Source organism: Lysobacter sp. (assembly GCF_035655815.1).
In the GTDB taxonomy this organism is placed as follows: Bacteria; Pseudomonadota; Gammaproteobacteria; order Xanthomonadales; family Xanthomonadaceae; genus Lysobacter_J.
The window spans coordinates 80311-97655 of sequence record NZ_DASRTS010000013.1 but is presented as its reverse complement, the minus strand read 5'-3'; the positions used below and the strand labels follow the sequence as shown (position 1 = coordinate 97655).

Sequence of the window (17345 nt, the reverse complement as noted above, 5' to 3'; positions counted from 1 at the left end):
CTGCGAACCCCCGACACATGACCGATCTGCTCGCCGCCCTGCTCCTCGGCATCATCGAAGGCATCACCGAGTTCCTTCCGATCTCCAGTACCGGCCATCTGCTGATCGCCGAGCGCTGGCTGGGCCATCGCAGCGATCTGTTCAACATCTCCATCCAGGCCGGCGCGATCCTCGCGGTGGTGCTGATCTACCGGCAGCGCCTGTGGGACCTGGCGATGGGCTTCCTGGGCCGGCGTGCGATCGCCGAGCACAGCCCGGCCGGCGTGCCGATGGACGCGGCGATGTCGCGCGACTACGCCTTCAAGCTGGCGGTGGCGTTCGGCGTGACCGCGGTGCTGGGCGTGATCGTGAAGAAGCTGGGCTTCGAACTGCCCGACGAGGTCACGCCGATCGCGTGGGCGCTGGTGCTGGGCGGCGTGTGGATGATCGCGGCCGAGCATTTCGCGGCCAGGCGCGCGGCCGTGCTGGGCGAACGCTGGCAGATCACCTGGACGGTGGCGATCCTGGTGGGCATCGCGCAGGTCGTGGCGGGCGTGTTCCCGGGCACCTCGCGTTCGGGTGCGACGATCTTCGTGGCGCTGCTGGCCGGCACCACCTCGCGTGCGGCCGCGACCGAGTTCGCCTTCCTGGTCGGCATCCCCACCATGTTCGCCGCCACCGCCTACGAGCTGACCTCGGTGCTGCGCAGCGGCGAGGCCGCGCATGAGGACTGGAGCGCGCTCGGCGTGGCCTTCGTGGCGTCGGCCATTACCGCCTTCATCTCGGTGAAATGGTTGTTGCGCTACATCCAGAGCCACCGTTTCACGGCCTTTGCGATCTACCGTTTCATCCTGGGCGCCGCGCTGCTGGCCCTGGTGCCGTCCGGAAGCTGACGCGCGCCCGCCGCATCACCCCGTTGTCGTAAGTGGTTCGTTCCTGGGCTCCACCACTTCAGGAGATCACCATGAAGCGATTCGCGACGTTCACCCTCGCCCTGACCCTGGCGGCCTGCACGCGCTCGCCGCAGGAGACGCCCGCGCCCGCATCAGCGCCGCCTGCCGAAGCGCCGGCCACGCCGTCGGCCGTACCCGCCACCGCCTCGACCACCGCGGCGCTCGACGCCGCCATGCTGGGCCGCTACCACTGGACGCTGGACCGCGCCGTGGACGCCAGGGGCCAGCGCATCGAGGCGCTGTTCGTGCGCGCCGACGCACCGGTGCAGCTGGATTTCCGCGACGATCGCATCGGCGTGTCCAATGCCTGCAACCGCATCGGCGGGCGCTACTCCTTCGAGGGCGACGTGCTGACGGTCGGCGACCTCGCCTCCACCCAGATGGCCTGTTCGGACCCGCGCCTGATGGCGCTGGACCAGGCCGTGAGCCAGCGCCTGCAGGGTCGCCAGACCGCCGCGCTGACCGGTGGCGACACGCCGGTGCTGACGCTCACGTCGTCCGGCGGCGACGTACTGACCTTCCGCGGCGAACCGACGGCCGAAACGCGCTTCGGCGGGCCCGGAGAAACCGTGTTCCTGGAGATCGCGCCGCACAGCAAGCCGTGCACGCATCCGGCCGCGCCCAACCGGCAATGCCTGCAGGTGCGCGAGGTGAAGTTCGACGAGCAGGGCCTGCGCACCGGCACGCCGCCGGAATGGCAGCCGCTGTACCAGGACATCGATGGCTTCAAGCACGTCGAAGGCACGCGCAATGTCGTGCGGGTGAAGCGCTTCGTGTCCGGCAACAAGCCCGAGGGCGAGCAGGTGGCCTACGTGCTCGACATGGTCGTCGAGTCGGAAGTCACCAAGGATTCGCCGCGCAGTTGATGTCGTGACCGCCACGTAGGAGCCGGCTTGCTGGCGACACGCTTGCGACGTTTCGTCGCGAGCCAGCTCGCTCCTACGGAACGGCGGCCGTCCTGCGTCGGGAACACACCGACCGGCAGCCCGTCCCCGTCAGTCCTTCACCGAAGGATTGAGCGAGTACGTGCCGTAGATCGCCGCCTCGTCCAGCACGTGTCCGTGGATGGCCTTGAGCACGTCCGCGGCCGTGAAGCGCTGCGGCAGGTCCAGGCGTTGAATGTCGAGCGCGAACAGACGGAAGAAGTAGCGGTGCAGGCGCAGGTCGTTGGGCGGCGGGAACGGGCCGTCGTAGCCGTGCCAGTCGCCGCGCATCGATTCGTCGCCAGCGAACCAGCCGGTGTAGTCGTTGATGCCCTGGCGCGCACCGGCCGGGCCGGACGGCTGCTGTTTGCCGTGCGGGACGACGCCGTCGCTGCAGCTGCCCGCGGCGATCTCGCGCACGTCGGCCGGAATGTCGGCCATCGCCCAGTGCACGAAGTCGGCGCGCGGCTGGTCGGCGGGAATCAACACGCCTTCCTTGCCGACCATCTCCGGCACGGTGGGCACGTCCGGGTCGATGCACAGCAGCGCGAACGACTTCGTGCCGGCCGGCACGTCGTCCCAGGCCAGGTGCGGATTGCGGTTGGGCGCGAAGCCGAAGCCGTCGGCCGTGGGCTGGCCGGCCGCGAACTCCGCCGGCAGGCGCTGGCGGTGCTGGAAGCTGTTGCTGCGGATCTGCATGGCGTGCTCTCCGGTGTTGCTGACGTACGGAAATCGCAAACCTCGAAACCGCGATCCGGAACTGGCCGGATCGCCTGCTTGGCCGTCCCCTCCAGCGGAGAGGAACGGACCGTCTTACTCGGCCGGATAGCCCAGGCGCTGCGCGACCGGCGTGAGCAACTCGAACGCGTCGCCCAGCGCGTCGCGGAAGCGGCGCCAGCGGCCCGCCTCGAACCGCTGCACGCCCAGCATTTCGCGCGGCGGCACCAGGACGCGGATCTGCAGCGCGTCGGCGATGGCCTGCGCGAGGGCATTGGGATCCTCGGCGATCTCGTCGAGCTTGAGCAGGCGATGCGGGAACAGGTCCTGCTCGTGCAGATCGGCGATCTGCGCCAGCACGTTGGCCAAGTAGCGCGCGCCATCCTCCGGCGAGGGCAGCGCCAGCGGCATCGGCGCGCCGAAGGCGAGCCAGTCCAGCAGCATGTCGCGAGGATCGCGCACGGCCACCATCAGCACGGCCTCCGGCAGGTGCGCGCGCAGGCCCAGCAGCAGCGCGTTGTCCCACCACAGCAGCCAGTCGAACACATTGCCGTCGTTGATGCCGCGGGTCGGCAGGGCCGCGCGCCACAGGCTCACCATGTAGGCCGGGTCGAGCGATCCATCGAGCAGGCCCGGCACGGTTGTGTAGCGCTGCATCGGATCGTTCGGCGGCTGCGGCCCGAAGCGGTCGGCGCGCAGCGGCGCGCCGGCCTGGTCGAAGGTGCCGGCCAGGCGCTCGACCAGCGAACCCGGCGCGCCCCACAGCAGCAGCACCGCGGAGGCCGGATCGGGCAGTGGCGCGAGTTCCGGATATTGGCCGATGCCGTTGCTGCTCGGCGGCAGCGGCAGGCGCTGGTCGACCACCTCGGCGTGCAACTCGGCCCAGGTCGCCGCGGCTGCGTCGGGCTGGCCGGCGATGTCCAGGCAGCGGCCCAGCAGCTGGCGCAGCGTGCGGCGCACGTTTGGATCGGGCGCGCGGGCCAGCAGGCTTTCGACGCGCTCGACGGCGGCGTCGGGGTCGCGCTTGAGCAGCGCATCAACCAGGCGCAGCTCGGCCTGCGTGTGGCCGGGTGCGAGCTCGACGATGCGGCGGGCGATGGCTTCGGCTTCGTCGGCCTCGCCCGTGCGGTCGTGCAGCGTGCCCTGCGCTTCCAGCGCCGGCACGTGCTCGGGCATGGCTTCGCGCCAGCGCGCGATGATGCCGCGCGCGGCCTCGCCGGCGAATTCCTCGAACAGCAGGCGCGCGCGCCACAGGTCCGGCGTCTGCGGATGTTCTTCCAGCGCGGCATCGAGCGTGCTGCGGGCCTCGTCCGCCAGGCCGAGACGGCGCCAGGCCTCGACCAGCGGCAACACATTGCGGCGATCGCGCGGCTGCGTGGCGAACGCCTGGCGCAGCAGTTCGAGCGCGCGTTCGTTGCGGCCGGCTTCCAGTTCCAGCTCGCCGACCAGCCGCTGCAGCGGCGCGCCGGCGTCGGCGCCTTCCAGCAGCGGCGCCAGTTCCTCTGCGGCCTCGCCCGGACGGCCCTGGCGGCGCATCAGGTCGGCGACCAGCAGGCGCAGCGGACGCGAAGTCGGATCGCTCTCCAGCAGCGCGCGGAAGGCCTGCTCGGCGAAGGCGAAGTGGCCCTTCGCCAGATAGGCGAAGCCCAGCGCGTGACGCAGCTGCGGCTCGCCCGGGAAGCGCTCGGCGGCGCGGCTGAGGATGGCCAGCGCACGGTCGGCGTCGCCGCGGCGCATCGCCAGCGAGCCCTCGATGGCCGCCACGTGCGGGTGCTCCGGCGCGATGCGCGCCGCAGTGCGGACCAGGCGCTCGGCCTCATCCAGGTCGCCGCGGCCGATCGCCAGGTGGCCCTGGATCACGTAGGCCGGGAACTGGTTCGGATCCAGCCCGGTCGCGCGGGCCAGCGCGGCCTGGGCCTCGTCCAGCTGGCGCTCCTGCAGCAGCAGGCCGGCGCGTTCCAGGTGCAGGTTGGCGTCTTCGGGAGCCAGTTCGATGGCCTGGCCGATCGCGGCCAGCGCAGGCTCGCGCTCGCCGGACAGGCGCAGCGCGGCCGCCAGCAGCCGGTGCGAGGTGGCGTCCTGCGGTTGCGCGGAGACGGCCTCGCGGGCGGCGCTCAGCGCCTCGGTGGCGGCGCCGCGGCGCAGGGCGTCGAGAATCGGTTCGTACATGGACGGCTCGGAAACTGGCGAAAACCGCGATTGTAGCGGGATGTTCCGGGCGGGCTGGGCCGGAACGCGGCAGGGCTTGGGAACCCGGAAGGGCGACCGCCACGACCGGGCGCTGCGCGGGACGAAGGTGAAAGGCGCCTGGGATGTCGGCGCATTCAGTAAAGCGTGGAAAGTCCCTGGATCCCCGCCTTCGCGGGGATGACGAGCAATAGCGTTGGCGGTGTTGCGTGGCTACGGCTTCGCTACGGGTACGGCTACGGCGGTGGCGATGTGCCGGTGGCTGTTGCTGTTGCTGCTGCTGTTGTTGCGGTTGCTGTGGCTGTGTGCTGTTGCTCTTGCTCTTGCTCTTGCTCTTGCTCTTGAACAGCCCAGCACATCGCTAGACCCGGAGGGCGTCGCACATGGATGTGCGGCGCTAAGCAAGGAGGCACGGATGCCGACTTGCGGGGCCCCGACTCCTTTTCCGCAGTGGGATTGCTGTGTCGGGGAGGACCCTTTCTTTTGGTTACGTTTGACCGAAGGGAATCCAGTCGGACTTTGGGTCAGCAAAGAAAAGAGACCCGGCCGGCTTTAGACGGACGGAAGCTTTGGCGCTTTCGTGGCGGACGCGCCAACGGGAAAGCGTGAAAAGTCCTTGGATCCCCGCCTTCGCGGGGATGACGATCAAGAGCAACGGCTGACGAGCAAGAGCCACGGCAACATGGATCCCGGCTTTCCCGGGACAACGAGCGAAGAACCAACGCGCCCGTCGCTGGAGCACGCAACGGAGGAAACACGTAGAAGGCGCTGGAACCCGGCCTGCGCCGGGATGACGAACCAAGGAGCGGCGGCGTCCCGACAGAGTGGCTCAACAGCGAGCCACACCTACCAGCCTATCGGCCCCGGTCCATACGGCCCGAAGTACCCCGGCCCGAACATCGGCCCATCGCCTCGACCGACGCTGATGTTGAGGTTGACGTGACTCGTGTCGCCCTCGTCGTTGGTATACGTCTTGTCCAGATGGATGTCGGCCGCCTGCCAGTTGCTGCTGCCTGCGCGCTTGGACCAGCCAATGCCAGCGGACACGCTGCCGTGCATCTGCCAATCCCCGTTCGCGACGGCCTGCGGCTCGTCCGTGCGTAGCGCGCGACCGCTGTGGTCGCCGTACCAGGTCCCGGGCGGATCGCTGCGGTAGCCCGCGCCCGGGTCGACGCTGACGAAGGCGACGGGGGCCTGCGGCACGCTCAGGTCCAGCGCGCGCGCTTCCGGCGAATCGTTCGACTGGGCCAGGACGAAGCCCGGTGCGAGCAGGCAGCCGATCAGGACAAGGGCGCGTTTCATGGGAGGCCTCGCACGGAGCGACGGGAGCGTCGCTGCCTGTCTACGCTAGTCGCGCGCGCTTGAATGCGCGCTGTCGGCAAACGCCCGTTTTTGTGTCATGGCTGACACACATCCGCACATCACGGCGGTCAGGACAGCGCCTCGACCATGCGTCGTGCGATCCAGCGCTCGGCGAAGCCGTCCAGGCGTGCGCTTTCGAGGAAGCCGCAATGACCGCCCCAGGGCGAGATTTCCAGGCGCGCGCTGGCGGGCAGGTTGAGCATGCGGAAGCCGTCGATCGGAATGACCGGATCGTCCTCGGCCATCAGGATGCTGGCGGGCACCTGCAATGCCAACAGCCGGTCGCCGGCGATGGAATAACCGTCGAAGTAGCGCTCCAGCGTGCCGAAGTCTGTGTGCCGCTCGACCATCCACTGCGTGAGCGGACGCATGCGCAGCGCCAGCACCTGGTCGTCGAACGAGTGCAGCTGCGGGAACAGCGCGCGCTTGCGCGCCAGCGAGCCGCGCCACTTGCGCTCGAAATACCACAGGTAGACCGGCAGGCCCTGCTCCATCGATTCCATCGTCCGCGCCGGATCCAGCACCGGGCAGACCGCGGCCACGTGCGCCAGCGGCACGCCCGCGATCGGCGCGCGCAGCGCCAGCCGCAAGGCGAAGTTGCCGCCCAGCGAATAGCCAGCCACGGCCATCGGCCGGTCCGGGTACAGGCGCGCGACTTCGCGCGCCGCGTGCACGACCTCGTCGATGCGGTTGGAGTGGAACAGGCCCTCGTTGAGGTGGTGCGTGTCGCCGTGGTCGCGGAAGTTGAGGCGGAACACCTCGAAGCCCGCGCGCAGCAGTTCCGTGGCTGTCAGGCGCATGTAGCTGGAATCGACGCTGCCTTCCCAGCCGTGCAGCAGCAGCACCAGCCCGCGCGGCGAGCCCTGCTCCAGCCGCGTGTGCACGCCCTGCAGGCGCACGCCATCGCCGGCATCGACCACGTGCGCTGTGCTGACCGCTCCCAGCGCATGCAGGCTGCGTTCGCCGTGCACCCGCCGCATCGGACTGGAGCCCAGCACCGACTGGACGTGCGCGTTGCGCAGCCAGCGCGGCGGACGGTAGTCGGAAGCGGTCAGCATGGCGGGAACCATAGCCGGTCGGAATCGAGTGCTCGCACTAGCGCCCATACACCTGACAACGTGAAGCTCAGCTCGTCATGGCCTCGACGATGCGCGAGCGTGCCAGTTCAGCGATGCGGCGCCGCCCGTCGGTCTCGCCGGGGGCGATGGGATCGAGGAAATGGATCTCCGCCAGCCGCGGCGGTTCGCCCAGCAGGCGCAGGAAATTGGCCAGGAAGCTCTCGCCGGGCTGGAAGGCCACCACGTGCTGGGCCTCGCCGCTCTCGCCATAGCGCAGCGCCACCGGCTGCACCGGCACGCCGGCTTCCACCGCCGCCAGGAAGATGCGCGCGTGGAACGGGCCGATCTCGCGGCCTCCGCGCGTGCCGCCCTCGGGAAACACGCCGACCGAGCGGCCGTCGCGCAGGCGGGCCAGCATCTCGTGCAGCACGCCGCCCAGCGACTCGGTGCTGCCGCGCGCGTGGAAGATGGTCTCGCCGCGCGCCGCGAGCCAACCGACCACCGGCCAGCTGGCGATCTCGCGCTTGGCGACGAAGCCCATCATCCGCTGGCTGTGCAGAGTTTCGATATCGATCCAGCTGACGTGGTTGGCCACGAACATCGCCGCGCCGGGCAGCGGTTCGCCGATGCGGCGCAGGCGGAAGCCGAACACGCGCATCAGTCCGGCCGACCAGGCGCGGATCGCGCGGTGTTCCAGCGGTTCGTCGCCGACGCGGATGCCGCGCGTGAGCGGCGTGGTCAGCAGCAGCACCAGCGGCAGGTCGATGACCACGTGCCACAGCAGCAGCGGCACGCGGATCAGATAACGGAGCGCGCGCGCGGCGGGCGCCTCAAGAGGCGCCGTCGCGCCGGCGTGGGGGGACGGCGCATTCATTCACCGCACGATACCGAAGGCACGACGTGCCGGCCAGCGCCAACACGCACATCTGCGATGACGCGAATGGAACGCCGCGCGTCGATCCGCGCGGCGTCGGGTTCAGATACGGCGCGTGCGCCGCACGGCGCAGGTCACTTCATCGTCCTGCACGCCACCGTACGTTCGGCCTGGCCCTGCGACACCAGCGCGACACGCGAGACCGACAGCTGCGCAGGCGCATCGGCTTCCAGCGACCACACCGTGTCCAGCTTCGACAGGTCCGCGCCAGCGACGGCGAAGCACTTGAGCGGCACGCCGACGGTGGTCCATTGCCCCGGTGCGAGTGCGGTCAGCGTCTCGCGCAGCGGCACCGCGGCGGTGCAGTTGTCGCCGCACGCCAGGCGCATACGCACTTCGCCCTGCGGCGCCGCGTCCACGCGCAGCGTGAGGGCCAGCTGCACGTCGCCGTTGGACTGGCGCGTGAGGTCCTGCGGCTGCGCGGCGAGGATCGACACCGCGGCCGGACCGGTCCACGTGTAGCGGCGTGCGTCCTCCTGCGCCTTGTGGTCGATGGCGCGGACTTCGAGCCGTCGTTCCGGCGAACGCGCGGGCAGCGCCGTGACGTCGCTCGCGCCCTTCGCATCGCGCAGTTGCAGGCGGAAGCCGGGTGTCACCGCGCCGCGTGCGTAGTACACGCCGGGTCGCGCCTGCGACAGCGACACGCCGGCTTCTTCCGGCAGCGCGGCGAGGTTGCCGGCATCGGCGTAGGTCAGGCCGTAACCGAACGGGAACTGCGGCGAGTAGCCGGCCTGCCCGACGTTGTTGGCGTACTGGTCGGCTCGACGGGGCCACGAGAAGCTGAGCTTGCCTTTGAAGTCGTGGCGCGCCTTGCCCTGCGCATCGCCGATCAGGACATCTGCGATGCCGCCGCCCTCGCTGCCCGGCAGCCAGGCCGCGACGAACGCGTCGGCCGCGTTGATCTCGCGGTTCACCCACAGCGGGCGGCCGCTCAGGAACACCGCCACCACCGGGATGCCCTCGGCCTTGAGGCGGCGGATCAGCGCCAGGTCGGTGTCGTCGCCCGGCTTGTACATCAGCGTCGGCAGATCGCCAAGGAACTCCGCGTACGGATCCTCGCCGAACACCACGATGGCCACGTCCGGGCGCTGCGTGTAGCGGCCCTCGACCGACAGTTCGGCCTGCCCGCCACCCTCGCGCACCGCCTTGTCGAGGCCTTCCCAGATCGACTCGGCATTGGGGAAGTCGGCGCGCGTCGTGCCCACGCCCTGCCAGTTGAGCGTCCAGCCGCCGCTCTGCTTGCCCACGTCGTTGGCACCATCGCCAGCGACCAGTACGCGCGCGCCCGGCTTGAGCGGCAGCAGCCCATCCTGGTTCTTCAGCAGCACCAGCGATTCGCGCACCGCCTGCCGTGCGAGCGCGCGGTGTTCGGGCGCGCCGAGCAGTTCGAACTTGCCGCCGAGTTCGCGCCTGGACGGCGCACCTGCGTCGAACAGGCCCAGCCGGTACTTCACTCGCAATATGCGCCGCACCGCGTCGTCCAGGCGCGCCATCGGCAGCTCGCCACTGCGCGCGGCGGCCAGCGTGCTCTCGTACATCGGCTTCCAGGTGTCGGGCGCCATCAGCATGTCGATGCCGGCGTCGATCGTGGCCGGGCAGCGCTCGTTGGTACAGCCGGCCACCTGGCCGTGCGCGTTCCAGTCGGTGACGACGAAGCCGTCGAAATTCATGCGGCCCTTCAGCACATCCGTGACCAGCGGCTTGTGGCCCGCCAGCTTCACGCCGTTGTAGCTGCTGAAGGATGTCATCACCGCCTGCGCGCCGGCGGCGATCGACGGCGGATAGCCCGCGCCGTGCACGTCGCGCAGCACGTCTTCGGACGTCTGCGTGTCGCCCTGGTCGACGCCGTCGGTGGTGCCGCCGTCGCCGAGGTAATGCTTGACCGACGAGACCACGTGGCGCGCGTCGAGGAAGCCATGCTTGCCCGGCGTCCCCTGCAGGCCCTCGACCATCGCCGCGGCGTACTGCGCCACCAGCTGCGGCTGCTCGGAATAACCTTCGTAGCTGCGGCCCCAGCGGTCGTCCTGCGGCACCGCCACGGTGGGCGCGAACGTCCACTCCATGCCGGTGGCACGCGTCTCCAGCGCGGTGACGCGGCCGATCTCGCGGATCAGGTCCGGATTACGCGCCGCCCCCAGGCCGACGTTGTGCGGAAAGATGGTCGCGCCGACGATGTTGCTCTGGCCGTGCACGGCGTCGATGCCGAACAGCACCGGGATTGCCTTGCCGCCACCGCTGGTGTCCATCGATGCGGCGTACATCGCGTCGGCCAGGGCCAGCCATTCGGCCGGGGTCGCGTTGTACTTGCCGCCCGGGTCGGAGTTGCCGCCGGCGAGGATCGAGCCAAGCCGGTACTGGCGCACGTCCTCCGGCGTCAGGCTGGCGATGTCGCCCTGGACGATCTGCCCGACCTTCTCCTCCAGCGTCATCTTCGCCAGCAGGCGGTCGATCCTGCGCTCGGTCGCGCGGTCCAGCGGAATGGCGCGGGGTACCTGCGGCCATCGCTCGGGATGGATGTCGCCGGAGCCGGGAATCGTCGGCGCGGGATCGCTGCCCACCGCCGCCATCGTCCATGTCGCCATCGCGAGCGCGCATGCCAGCGCGCTGCGTCGTGCCGTCTTCGTCCTTCCCGTCGTACGCAAGCGTCCGCCCTCCCGAAGTCCGTCCGTGTTGGCGCGCGGCCGGCCTGGCCGGTGCGCGGGACGCCCGGCAGGGCGGCCGAGGCACAAGCTACGCCAGCAGCCGCGCAGATGCGAGCGCTAACAATCGTGCTGGGCCGGCTGCCGAATCGCAGGCCGCCGGGCGCGGCAGGTCAGCGCTTCACCACCGCAAGGGTCAGGCGCGAGACGCAGACCAGGCGGCCGCGTTCGTCCTCGATGCGGATGTCCCAGACCTGGGTGCTGCGACCGACGTGGATCGGGCGCGCGGTCCCGGTGACGGTGCCTTCGCGGGCCGCGCGCAGGTGGTTGGCGTTGATCTCGATGCCCACGCAGACCTCGTCGTCACCCACGCACAGGTTGCCGGCGCTGCTGCCCAGCGTCTCGGCCAGCAGCACCGAGGCGCCGCCGTGCAGCAGGCCGTAAGGCTGCCTGGTGCGTTCGTCCACGGGCATGGTGCCGCGCACGTAATCCGGGCCGATCTGGGTGAAGACGATGCCCAGCGGCTCCATGGCGGTGCCGCACGACAGTGCGTTGAGTGCGTCCACGCTGGGCGTGCCGCGGAAGGGCGAGCGCGGGGCGTCGGGGGAGTCGTTCATCGCCGCACGATAGCCCACGGGGGTGGGAGCGGCGAACAGCGGCAGGGAAAAAAAGAAGGCCCGCGGGCCGGTATCACGCTTACGGAGAGAGTCGGCGTACCGGCGGCGGGCCAGGGGGAAACCGGGAGACCTGGCGCATGGCGTCATGGGCCATGCGCCGTTTGTGTGCTGCGCTCATGCGCGGCGGATCAGGCGCAACGGAAGCGTGGCTGCATCCAGTCCTTGGCGTAGTGGCGGCTGGAGGCGTAGCCGCTGCTGTTGCCGTAGCCGATGCCGAAGTCGCGTTCGCGGTGCACGTGACGCGGTGCCAGCGGGACGACGTTCGCGCGCGGGGCAGCGTGGGTCGGGGCGGTCGTGGCGGTCGGGTTGGAGAGGATGGCGTTCATGGCGAGGTCCTGCGTGGTGTCCTGCGGTGGGTCAGGCGAAGCGGAAGCGCGGGGGCGCCCACTCGGTGGTGTAGCGGCGGTTGCTGGCGTAGCCGGAGCTGTTGCCGTAACCGACGCCGAAGTCGCGCTCGCGGGGCTGCGGGCGGGCCGGGCCGGCCAGGAGGGCGCGGGCGGCGTTGGACTTGGGATTCAGGGCGGAGGCGTTCAGAGCGTTCATGGCGGTGTCCTTGTCGTGGGGGAGTGACTTGGTGTGTTGGTAGAGTACAACACCAGATCGATTCCGCTATGGGCCAGAAGTCACCCCACCGAAGACCTATCTGGATTGGGGTCGGCCGCAGCCGGAACTTGCTGATATGGATAAGGATTTCGGCCGGATCGTTGCCATGACTGATGGCAGGGGCCCGGGCGCAGGACCCGCCACGGGCGCTCGCGGCCGCCGGCTGGGTCGTCGGCAACGGTGACGAGGGTCATGTTCATCGACCTGAACCCGCCAGCGCGGACGGGGGCCGAACCGGCCACTGCGCGAAAGTGCGCGAAATTCCTGCCGTGATGGGCCCGGGAACGGCCTAGAGGATTGGCGCCAGGCCCGCACCGAAGGCGGTGAAGATGCGCGTCGTGATGCCCTTCAGGCCCACCGAGACTTCGGGGAAGTCGCCGACCGGCCGGTAGCAGGCACGGAAGCCGGGCTCGCTGGGCAGCATGGGCGCGGGGCATTCGGGCCCGGGCACGTATTCGTAGCTGGTCGCGTAGCGCATTGGCCAGAAATCGAGGATCGGCAGTGCCTCGAACGCCTTGCCCAGCGAGTAGTTGAGGCCCGAGAACACGGGCGGCTTGTCGCGCCGCGCGATCACCCACGAATTGGCCGGCGCCATGTCGCGACGGATGCTCTGCGCCAGCGCCTGCGCGAACGCGGGATCCTCGATCACCACCGCGCTCTCGGTGTTGTAGTGGTCGCCGCGCGGATCGAAGTTGTGCGTGCCGACCACGCCGATGCGTTCGTCGATGACCATCGACTTGGCGTGCAGGCCGATGCGCACGCCGGCGCGTTCCAGCGGCACCGGCCGGTTGGCACCGCGCGTGCTGTAGCGAAGCGCCGAGTACTCACGCGACAGCGCGCGCCGGTATTGCTCACGCTCCACGCTGCTGCGCCGGTCGTAACGGTCGCGCAGTTCGCGGCGGACTTCTTCGCGGCGCGCGGCGACTTCCTCGGGCGACGGCTGCGCCTGCGTGCTGTCCGATGCGGTGTTCGATGGCTTCCGGGTGCCGCTACCCGCGCCGCCGCCACTCTCGCCGGTCAATGCGCGCGTGGGCGAGATCGAACCCGGATCCGAATCGGAGTCCTCGTCCGTGTCCGGTTCCAGCGGGATCGCGCCGGTGGTGGCCACGTCGATCGGCGCATCCAGCGGGAACGGCTTGTACTCGAAGATGTTGAAGCCGAACTCGCGCAGGTAGCGGCGCTTGTACTTGTACGACAGCGCGTAGGCGATGAACGCGTCCGTCGCCGCCAGGCTGTTGGTCGAGACGATGATGGTCGGCCGCTGCTCGCGCGGCCGCTGGTGCAGCTGACGGAACATCTCCTGCGCCGCATCCGACAGCACCAGGTACGGTGTCTGCAGGATCACCTCGTCCTGCGCGGACTCGATCAGCTCGCGCAGCGAGCCCGATGCGACGGCCTGCGTGTCGGCATCGTCGGAGTGGTGTTTCTCCGGCGTGTCCGAGATGTAGCGCACCTCGCCTACCGGCAGCGCGTGTGCGGCCAGCCGTTGCGCCACCAGTTCGCTGTCCGCCGCGTCGCGCTGCATGGCCCGGGCGCGCTCCGGGCGCTCGTACACCGCGGCGGGCAGCGTGGGCACGCCGTCGGCCAGCAGGCGCCCGCCGACGTCGTTGAGCCGTTCGACCGGCACGCTGCGGCGGTCGTCCCAGAACAGCGCGAAGTCGCTCGCCATGACGCGCGCGACGGGACCGGCGACCAGCAGGTCGCGATCGCGGAAGTTGTACTCGTCGTCCCAGTCGTAATAGTCGTCCTGGTAGTTGCGGCCGCCGGTGATGCCGACGGCGCCGTCGACCAGCAGCAGCTTGGTGTGCATGCGCTGGTTGAGCTTGCGCCAGCAGCACGCCGCTGCGAGTGCGTACTGCGGATAGGTGGTCTGCGCGCGACCCAGCACCGGGCTGTACAGCTTCAGCTCGAACCTGGCGTGCGCGCCGGCCAGGGCCGCCAGCGTGTCGACGTGCTTGAGCGCGGAGAGCTGGTCGATGAGCACGCGCACGCGCACGCCGCGACGCGCGGCGGCCAGCAGCTCGTCGAGCACCAGCCGGCCGGCATCGTCCTCGTCGAAGATGTAGGTCTGCAGGTCGATGGCGGTGGTGGCGCTGCGGATCAGGTTGATGCGCGCGAGCAATGCATCGGGGCCGCGATCCAGGATCAGCGCGTAATGGCGTGGCGCCTCGGGCGTGGACTCGGCGAACGCGCGGCCCGCCAGCGCGCGCAGCGGCGACGGCTGCGCGCAGGCGTCGGCGCGGTCGCAGGTGAGCCGGGTGTCGCGCGCCTGCACGACAATCGAGGTGGCGCGGTCGCGCTGCGCATTGGAGAGCGAGGCGCAGGCGCCCAGCAGCAAAGCGAGCGCGGCGACGCACAGGCGGCCGGCGTGGTTCACGGCGCCTCCGGCTGCAGGCGCACGCGCAGGCTGAAGCGCACGCGGTCGAGCAGGGCGAAGCGCCAGCCGCTCAGGTTGTAGTCCTCGCGGCTTACGCTGCCGCTGGCGACGACGTCGCAGTCGTAGCCGGGGCGCTCGCAGGTGGCGGGCGCGATATGGAACGTCTCCACGCGGCTGACGCCGTGGATGGTCAGCCGGCCGCGCATGCGCCCGCCGGTGCGCACCAGGTCGTACGGATGCGGATCGGAGGCGAATTCGATGAATGGATAGCGGCCGGCGTCGAAGAAGTCCGGGCCGCGCGCGATCTCGGTGTAGCGTCGCGAATCCTCCACCACCACGCTGTCGGTGTGCAGCACGATGCGCACGCGATGGCGGCCGTCGGCCAGGCGCACGACCTCGCCTTCGTATCGCGGAAACACGCCGGCCACGCGCTGGCCCCAGCGCGTGCGCAGCTCGAAGCCGAACGCGCTGTGCTGCGCGTCGAACGGATGCGAGGTCGCCACCGGCACTTCGGGCGGAACCACGGGAGCAGTCTGCTGCGCCGTCGCCGGCCAGACGGACAGCGTGCAGCTCAGCAACAGCGGGGCGAAGCGACGTACGGCTGGAGTCACGGCCACCAGAAGGCGCTGAGCTGGGCGACGCCGGGTTCCAGGGCGGCGTCGACGGGCACGCTCAGTACCGCGATCCCTCCCGGCGGCATGCCGCGGTAGTCCCCCGACTGGCCGCTGTGCAGCAGCGCGGCCAGGCGTTCCAGACCGGGGTTGTGGCCGACCACCATCAGGCGCTGCGCCTCGGCATGGACGTCGGCCAGGGCGATCAGCGTGCCGGGGGTGGCCTCGTAGATGGACGGCTCGATGCGCTGGTCGACGTAGCCGATGGCGGCCAGCACGGCCTCCAGCGTCTCGCGCGTGCGGCGCGACGGGGAGCACAGCACGCAGTCGGGCACCAGCCGGTGCTCGGCCAGCCACCGTCCTGCTGCCTCCGCCTCCGCCAGGCCCTGCGCGGACAGGGGGCGGTCCAGGTCGGCCAGGCCATGGTTGGCCGGTTCCGCATGGGCGTGGCGCAGCAGGATCAGTTCGCGCATTCGCGTCGTACCTCGAAGTTCTGGCCGGCAATTATCCCCGACTCGGAGCGCGCACAGGCTTGCAGTCCCTGCCCGACGGCGCGGCCGAGCATCGGACCTGCGCCGTCACGGCGCCGCGATGGCGCCCGGATCATCCCTGCCTTGCCGACGCGGACGCCGCCTCAGGCCTTCTTCAACCACTTCAGCAGCGGGTGCCAGTCCTGCTGGTGGCCGCGGATCTGCTCGGAGTGGTAGTCGAACAGGCTCTTCCCCAGTCCGGTCATCACCACGTAAGCCTGGCTGTCGCGCAGCTGCGCCACCACCGGGTACGGCCAGGCCGAGAGCAGTTCCAGCGCCTGCTGGGACGCGTTGGTCCACGGCTTGAGCTTGTTGCCCACCAGCCCGACGCGCAGCTGGCCCTTGCGCACGCGCGGGTGCCTGGCCAGGGAGTCGAGGAAGGGCACCGTCGCCTCGATGTCCAGCGCGGAAGGCTGCACCGGCACCACCACGGCATCGGCGTCCTCGAGGAACGCGTCCAGGTGGTCGGCCATGGCGCCGGCCGGTGCATCGATCACCAGACGCTGAGTGTCGTCGGGCAGCTGCTTGCGCCACGCCTTGCGGCGCGTGCCGTCCAGCGGCAGCACCGCACTGTCGAGCGAGGCACGCCGCTGGGCCCAGCGGGTGGACGATTCCTGCGGATCGGCGTCGACCAGCGCGGTGCGCAGGCCTTCGAGCGCCGACTGTGCGGCAAGGTGCGTGGCGATGGTGGTCTTGCCCACCCCGCCCTTGGAACTGGCCACCAGCACGGTCTTCATGCGGACTCCCTCTGGATGGAAGCCGCAGCGTACACCGGGCCCGGTCGATGCGGATGGCAGGTTGGTCACGGTGGGTGTCCGACTGCGGTCAACCGGTCCGGGCCGCCGTCCACGGCCGCGTGCTCATCCCAGGCGCGCCCAGAGCGGCAAGGTCAGCAGCGACAGCAGCAGGCCATAGCCGACCATCGCCGCCGCCAGCCGTGGCGCCAGCCCGTGCGCGATGGCCAGCGCGCCGGCGGTGACCATGGGCGGCATCGCGGCTTCGAGGACGGTGGTGCGGGCCATCTCGCCGTGCAGGCCCAGCAACGGCACCAGCAGCAGGGCCAGCGCGGGCATCACGGCCAGCTTCAGCGCCAGTCCCGTCAGCAGCGGCTTGAGTTCGTCCCGCGGCAGGGCCAGGCGCACCGACAGGCCGATGGTCAGCATGGCGAGCGGTAGCAGCGCGTCGGCCAGTCGCTGCAGTCCGTTGTCGAGCCAGGCGGGCGGTTGCGCCGGCATCACCGTGAAGCCGGCGACCAGCGCCCACAGCGGCGGAAACTTGGCCACGCGCAGCACCATGTCGCGTATCGAGGGCGAGTGCTCACCGCCATAGCGGGCCAGCACCCACAGGCCGAACGTGGACAGGATCAGGAAGGTGCCGAACTGGTCGTACACCACCGCGTACGGCAACGCGTGCTCGCCGACCAGCGCGCGCGTGAGCGGATACCCGAGGAAGCTGGTGTTGCCCAGCGCGACGGTGAGCAGCAGCACCGCGTGCTCGTCGCGACGGAAGCGCAGCCAGCGCGACAGCAGGCCGACGACCAAGACCGTCGCGCCCAGCAGCAGCCACGGCACGGCGACCACGCCCAGCAGTGCCGGCTCCAAGTGCAGCCGCGGCACGTAGCGCAGCACCGCCGCGGGCAGGCATACGTACAGGACGACCAGGTTGAGGGTCTGCGCGGCGTCGCCGGGCAGCACGCGCAGGCGCTGGAACAGGTAGCCCAGCGCCAGCATCGCCAGCACGAGCGCGAAGGCGTCGAAGGCCATGGGAATTCCGTTGCGGTATCACCGACATCGTC

16 protein-coding genes are annotated in these 17345 nt (G+C 70.3%); 2 read left to right on the top strand and 14 right to left on the bottom strand.

The features are described 5' to 3' along the window. Positions 1 to 17: 17 nt before the first annotated feature. Positions 18 to 872, top strand: a complete 855-nt coding sequence (locus tag VFE83_RS02690; protein WP_324903327.1) for an undecaprenyl-diphosphate phosphatase — start codon at positions 18 to 20, stop codon at positions 870 to 872. Between the two features lie 71 nt (positions 873 to 943). Then, a complete protein-coding gene (locus tag VFE83_RS02685; protein ID WP_324903326.1) occupies positions 944 to 1798 on the top strand; it encodes an META and DUF4377 domain-containing protein in 855 nt (284 codons plus the stop codon). A 129-nt stretch (positions 1799 to 1927) separates the two neighbouring features. Here VFE83_RS02685 and VFE83_RS02680 read toward each other — a convergent pair whose 3' ends face one another. From VFE83_RS02680 to VFE83_RS02615, 14 genes are all read right to left on the bottom strand, one after another. Beyond that, positions 1928 to 2554, bottom strand: coding sequence for a YbhB/YbcL family Raf kinase inhibitor-like protein (locus VFE83_RS02680; protein WP_324903325.1), 627 nt, complete (start codon positions 2552 to 2554; stop codon positions 1928 to 1930). Between the two features lie 114 nt (positions 2555 to 2668). Beyond that, positions 2669 to 4741: a tetratricopeptide repeat protein gene (locus VFE83_RS02675; RefSeq protein WP_324903324.1), complete on the bottom strand. Its 2073-nt coding sequence runs from the start codon at positions 4739 to 4741 to the stop codon at positions 2669 to 2671. Between the two features lie 864 nt (positions 4742 to 5605). Then, positions 5606 to 6061 (bottom strand): hypothetical protein, encoded by a 456-nt coding sequence (locus VFE83_RS02670; RefSeq protein WP_324903323.1) that lies wholly within the window; start codon positions 6059 to 6061, stop codon positions 5606 to 5608. Between the two features lie 128 nt (positions 6062 to 6189). Next, positions 6190 to 7179: a YheT family hydrolase gene (locus tag VFE83_RS02665; RefSeq protein WP_324903322.1), complete on the bottom strand. Its 990-nt coding sequence runs from the start codon at positions 7177 to 7179 to the stop codon at positions 6190 to 6192. A gap of 67 nt (positions 7180 to 7246) precedes the next feature. Further along, positions 7247 to 8053: a lysophospholipid acyltransferase family protein gene (locus VFE83_RS02660; RefSeq protein ID WP_324903321.1), complete on the bottom strand. Its 807-nt coding sequence runs from the start codon at positions 8051 to 8053 to the stop codon at positions 7247 to 7249. Positions 8054 to 8187: 134 nt separating this feature from the next. Further along, positions 8188 to 10695 (bottom strand): glycoside hydrolase family 3 protein, encoded by a 2508-nt coding sequence (locus tag VFE83_RS02655; RefSeq protein ID WP_414674676.1) that lies wholly within the window; start codon positions 10693 to 10695, stop codon positions 8188 to 8190. Between the two features lie 230 nt (positions 10696 to 10925). Further along, on the bottom strand, positions 10926 to 11369 hold the full coding sequence (locus VFE83_RS02650) for a hotdog fold thioesterase (RefSeq protein ID WP_414674675.1): 444 nt from the start codon (positions 11367 to 11369) through the stop codon (positions 10926 to 10928). Between the two features lie 188 nt (positions 11370 to 11557). After that, positions 11558 to 11755, bottom strand: a complete 198-nt coding sequence (locus VFE83_RS02645; protein ID WP_324903320.1) for a hypothetical protein — start codon at positions 11753 to 11755, stop codon at positions 11558 to 11560. Between the two features lie 31 nt (positions 11756 to 11786). Continuing rightward, positions 11787 to 11972: a hypothetical protein gene (locus VFE83_RS02640; protein ID WP_324903319.1), complete on the bottom strand. Its 186-nt coding sequence runs from the start codon at positions 11970 to 11972 to the stop codon at positions 11787 to 11789. A gap of 349 nt (positions 11973 to 12321) precedes the next feature. After that, positions 12322 to 14409: a phospholipase D family protein gene (locus tag VFE83_RS02635; protein WP_324903318.1), complete on the bottom strand. Its 2088-nt coding sequence runs from the start codon at positions 14407 to 14409 to the stop codon at positions 12322 to 12324. Then, a complete protein-coding gene (locus VFE83_RS02630; protein WP_324903317.1) occupies positions 14406 to 15020 on the bottom strand; it encodes a YceI family protein in 615 nt (204 codons plus the stop codon). Before VFE83_RS02630 ends, VFE83_RS02635 begins: the two co-directional genes overlap by 4 nt. Further along, positions 15017 to 15493 carry a histidine phosphatase family protein gene (locus VFE83_RS02625; protein WP_324903316.1) on the bottom strand — a complete coding sequence of 159 codons (477 nt, stop codon included), beginning with the start codon at positions 15491 to 15493 and terminating at the stop codon, positions 15017 to 15019. The genes VFE83_RS02630 and VFE83_RS02625 overlap by 4 nt, the downstream gene beginning before the upstream one ends. Before the next feature lie 161 nt (positions 15494 to 15654). Beyond that, a complete protein-coding gene (locus VFE83_RS02620) occupies positions 15655 to 16287 on the bottom strand; it encodes a ParA family protein (protein ID WP_324903315.1) in 633 nt (210 codons plus the stop codon). Between the two features lie 123 nt (positions 16288 to 16410). Further along, the gene (locus VFE83_RS02615) at positions 16411 to 17313 is read right to left on the bottom strand and encodes an AEC family transporter (protein ID WP_324903314.1); all 903 of its coding nucleotides are present in this window, start codon (positions 17311 to 17313) and stop codon (positions 16411 to 16413) included. Between the last annotated feature and the right edge of the window lie 32 nt (positions 17314 to 17345).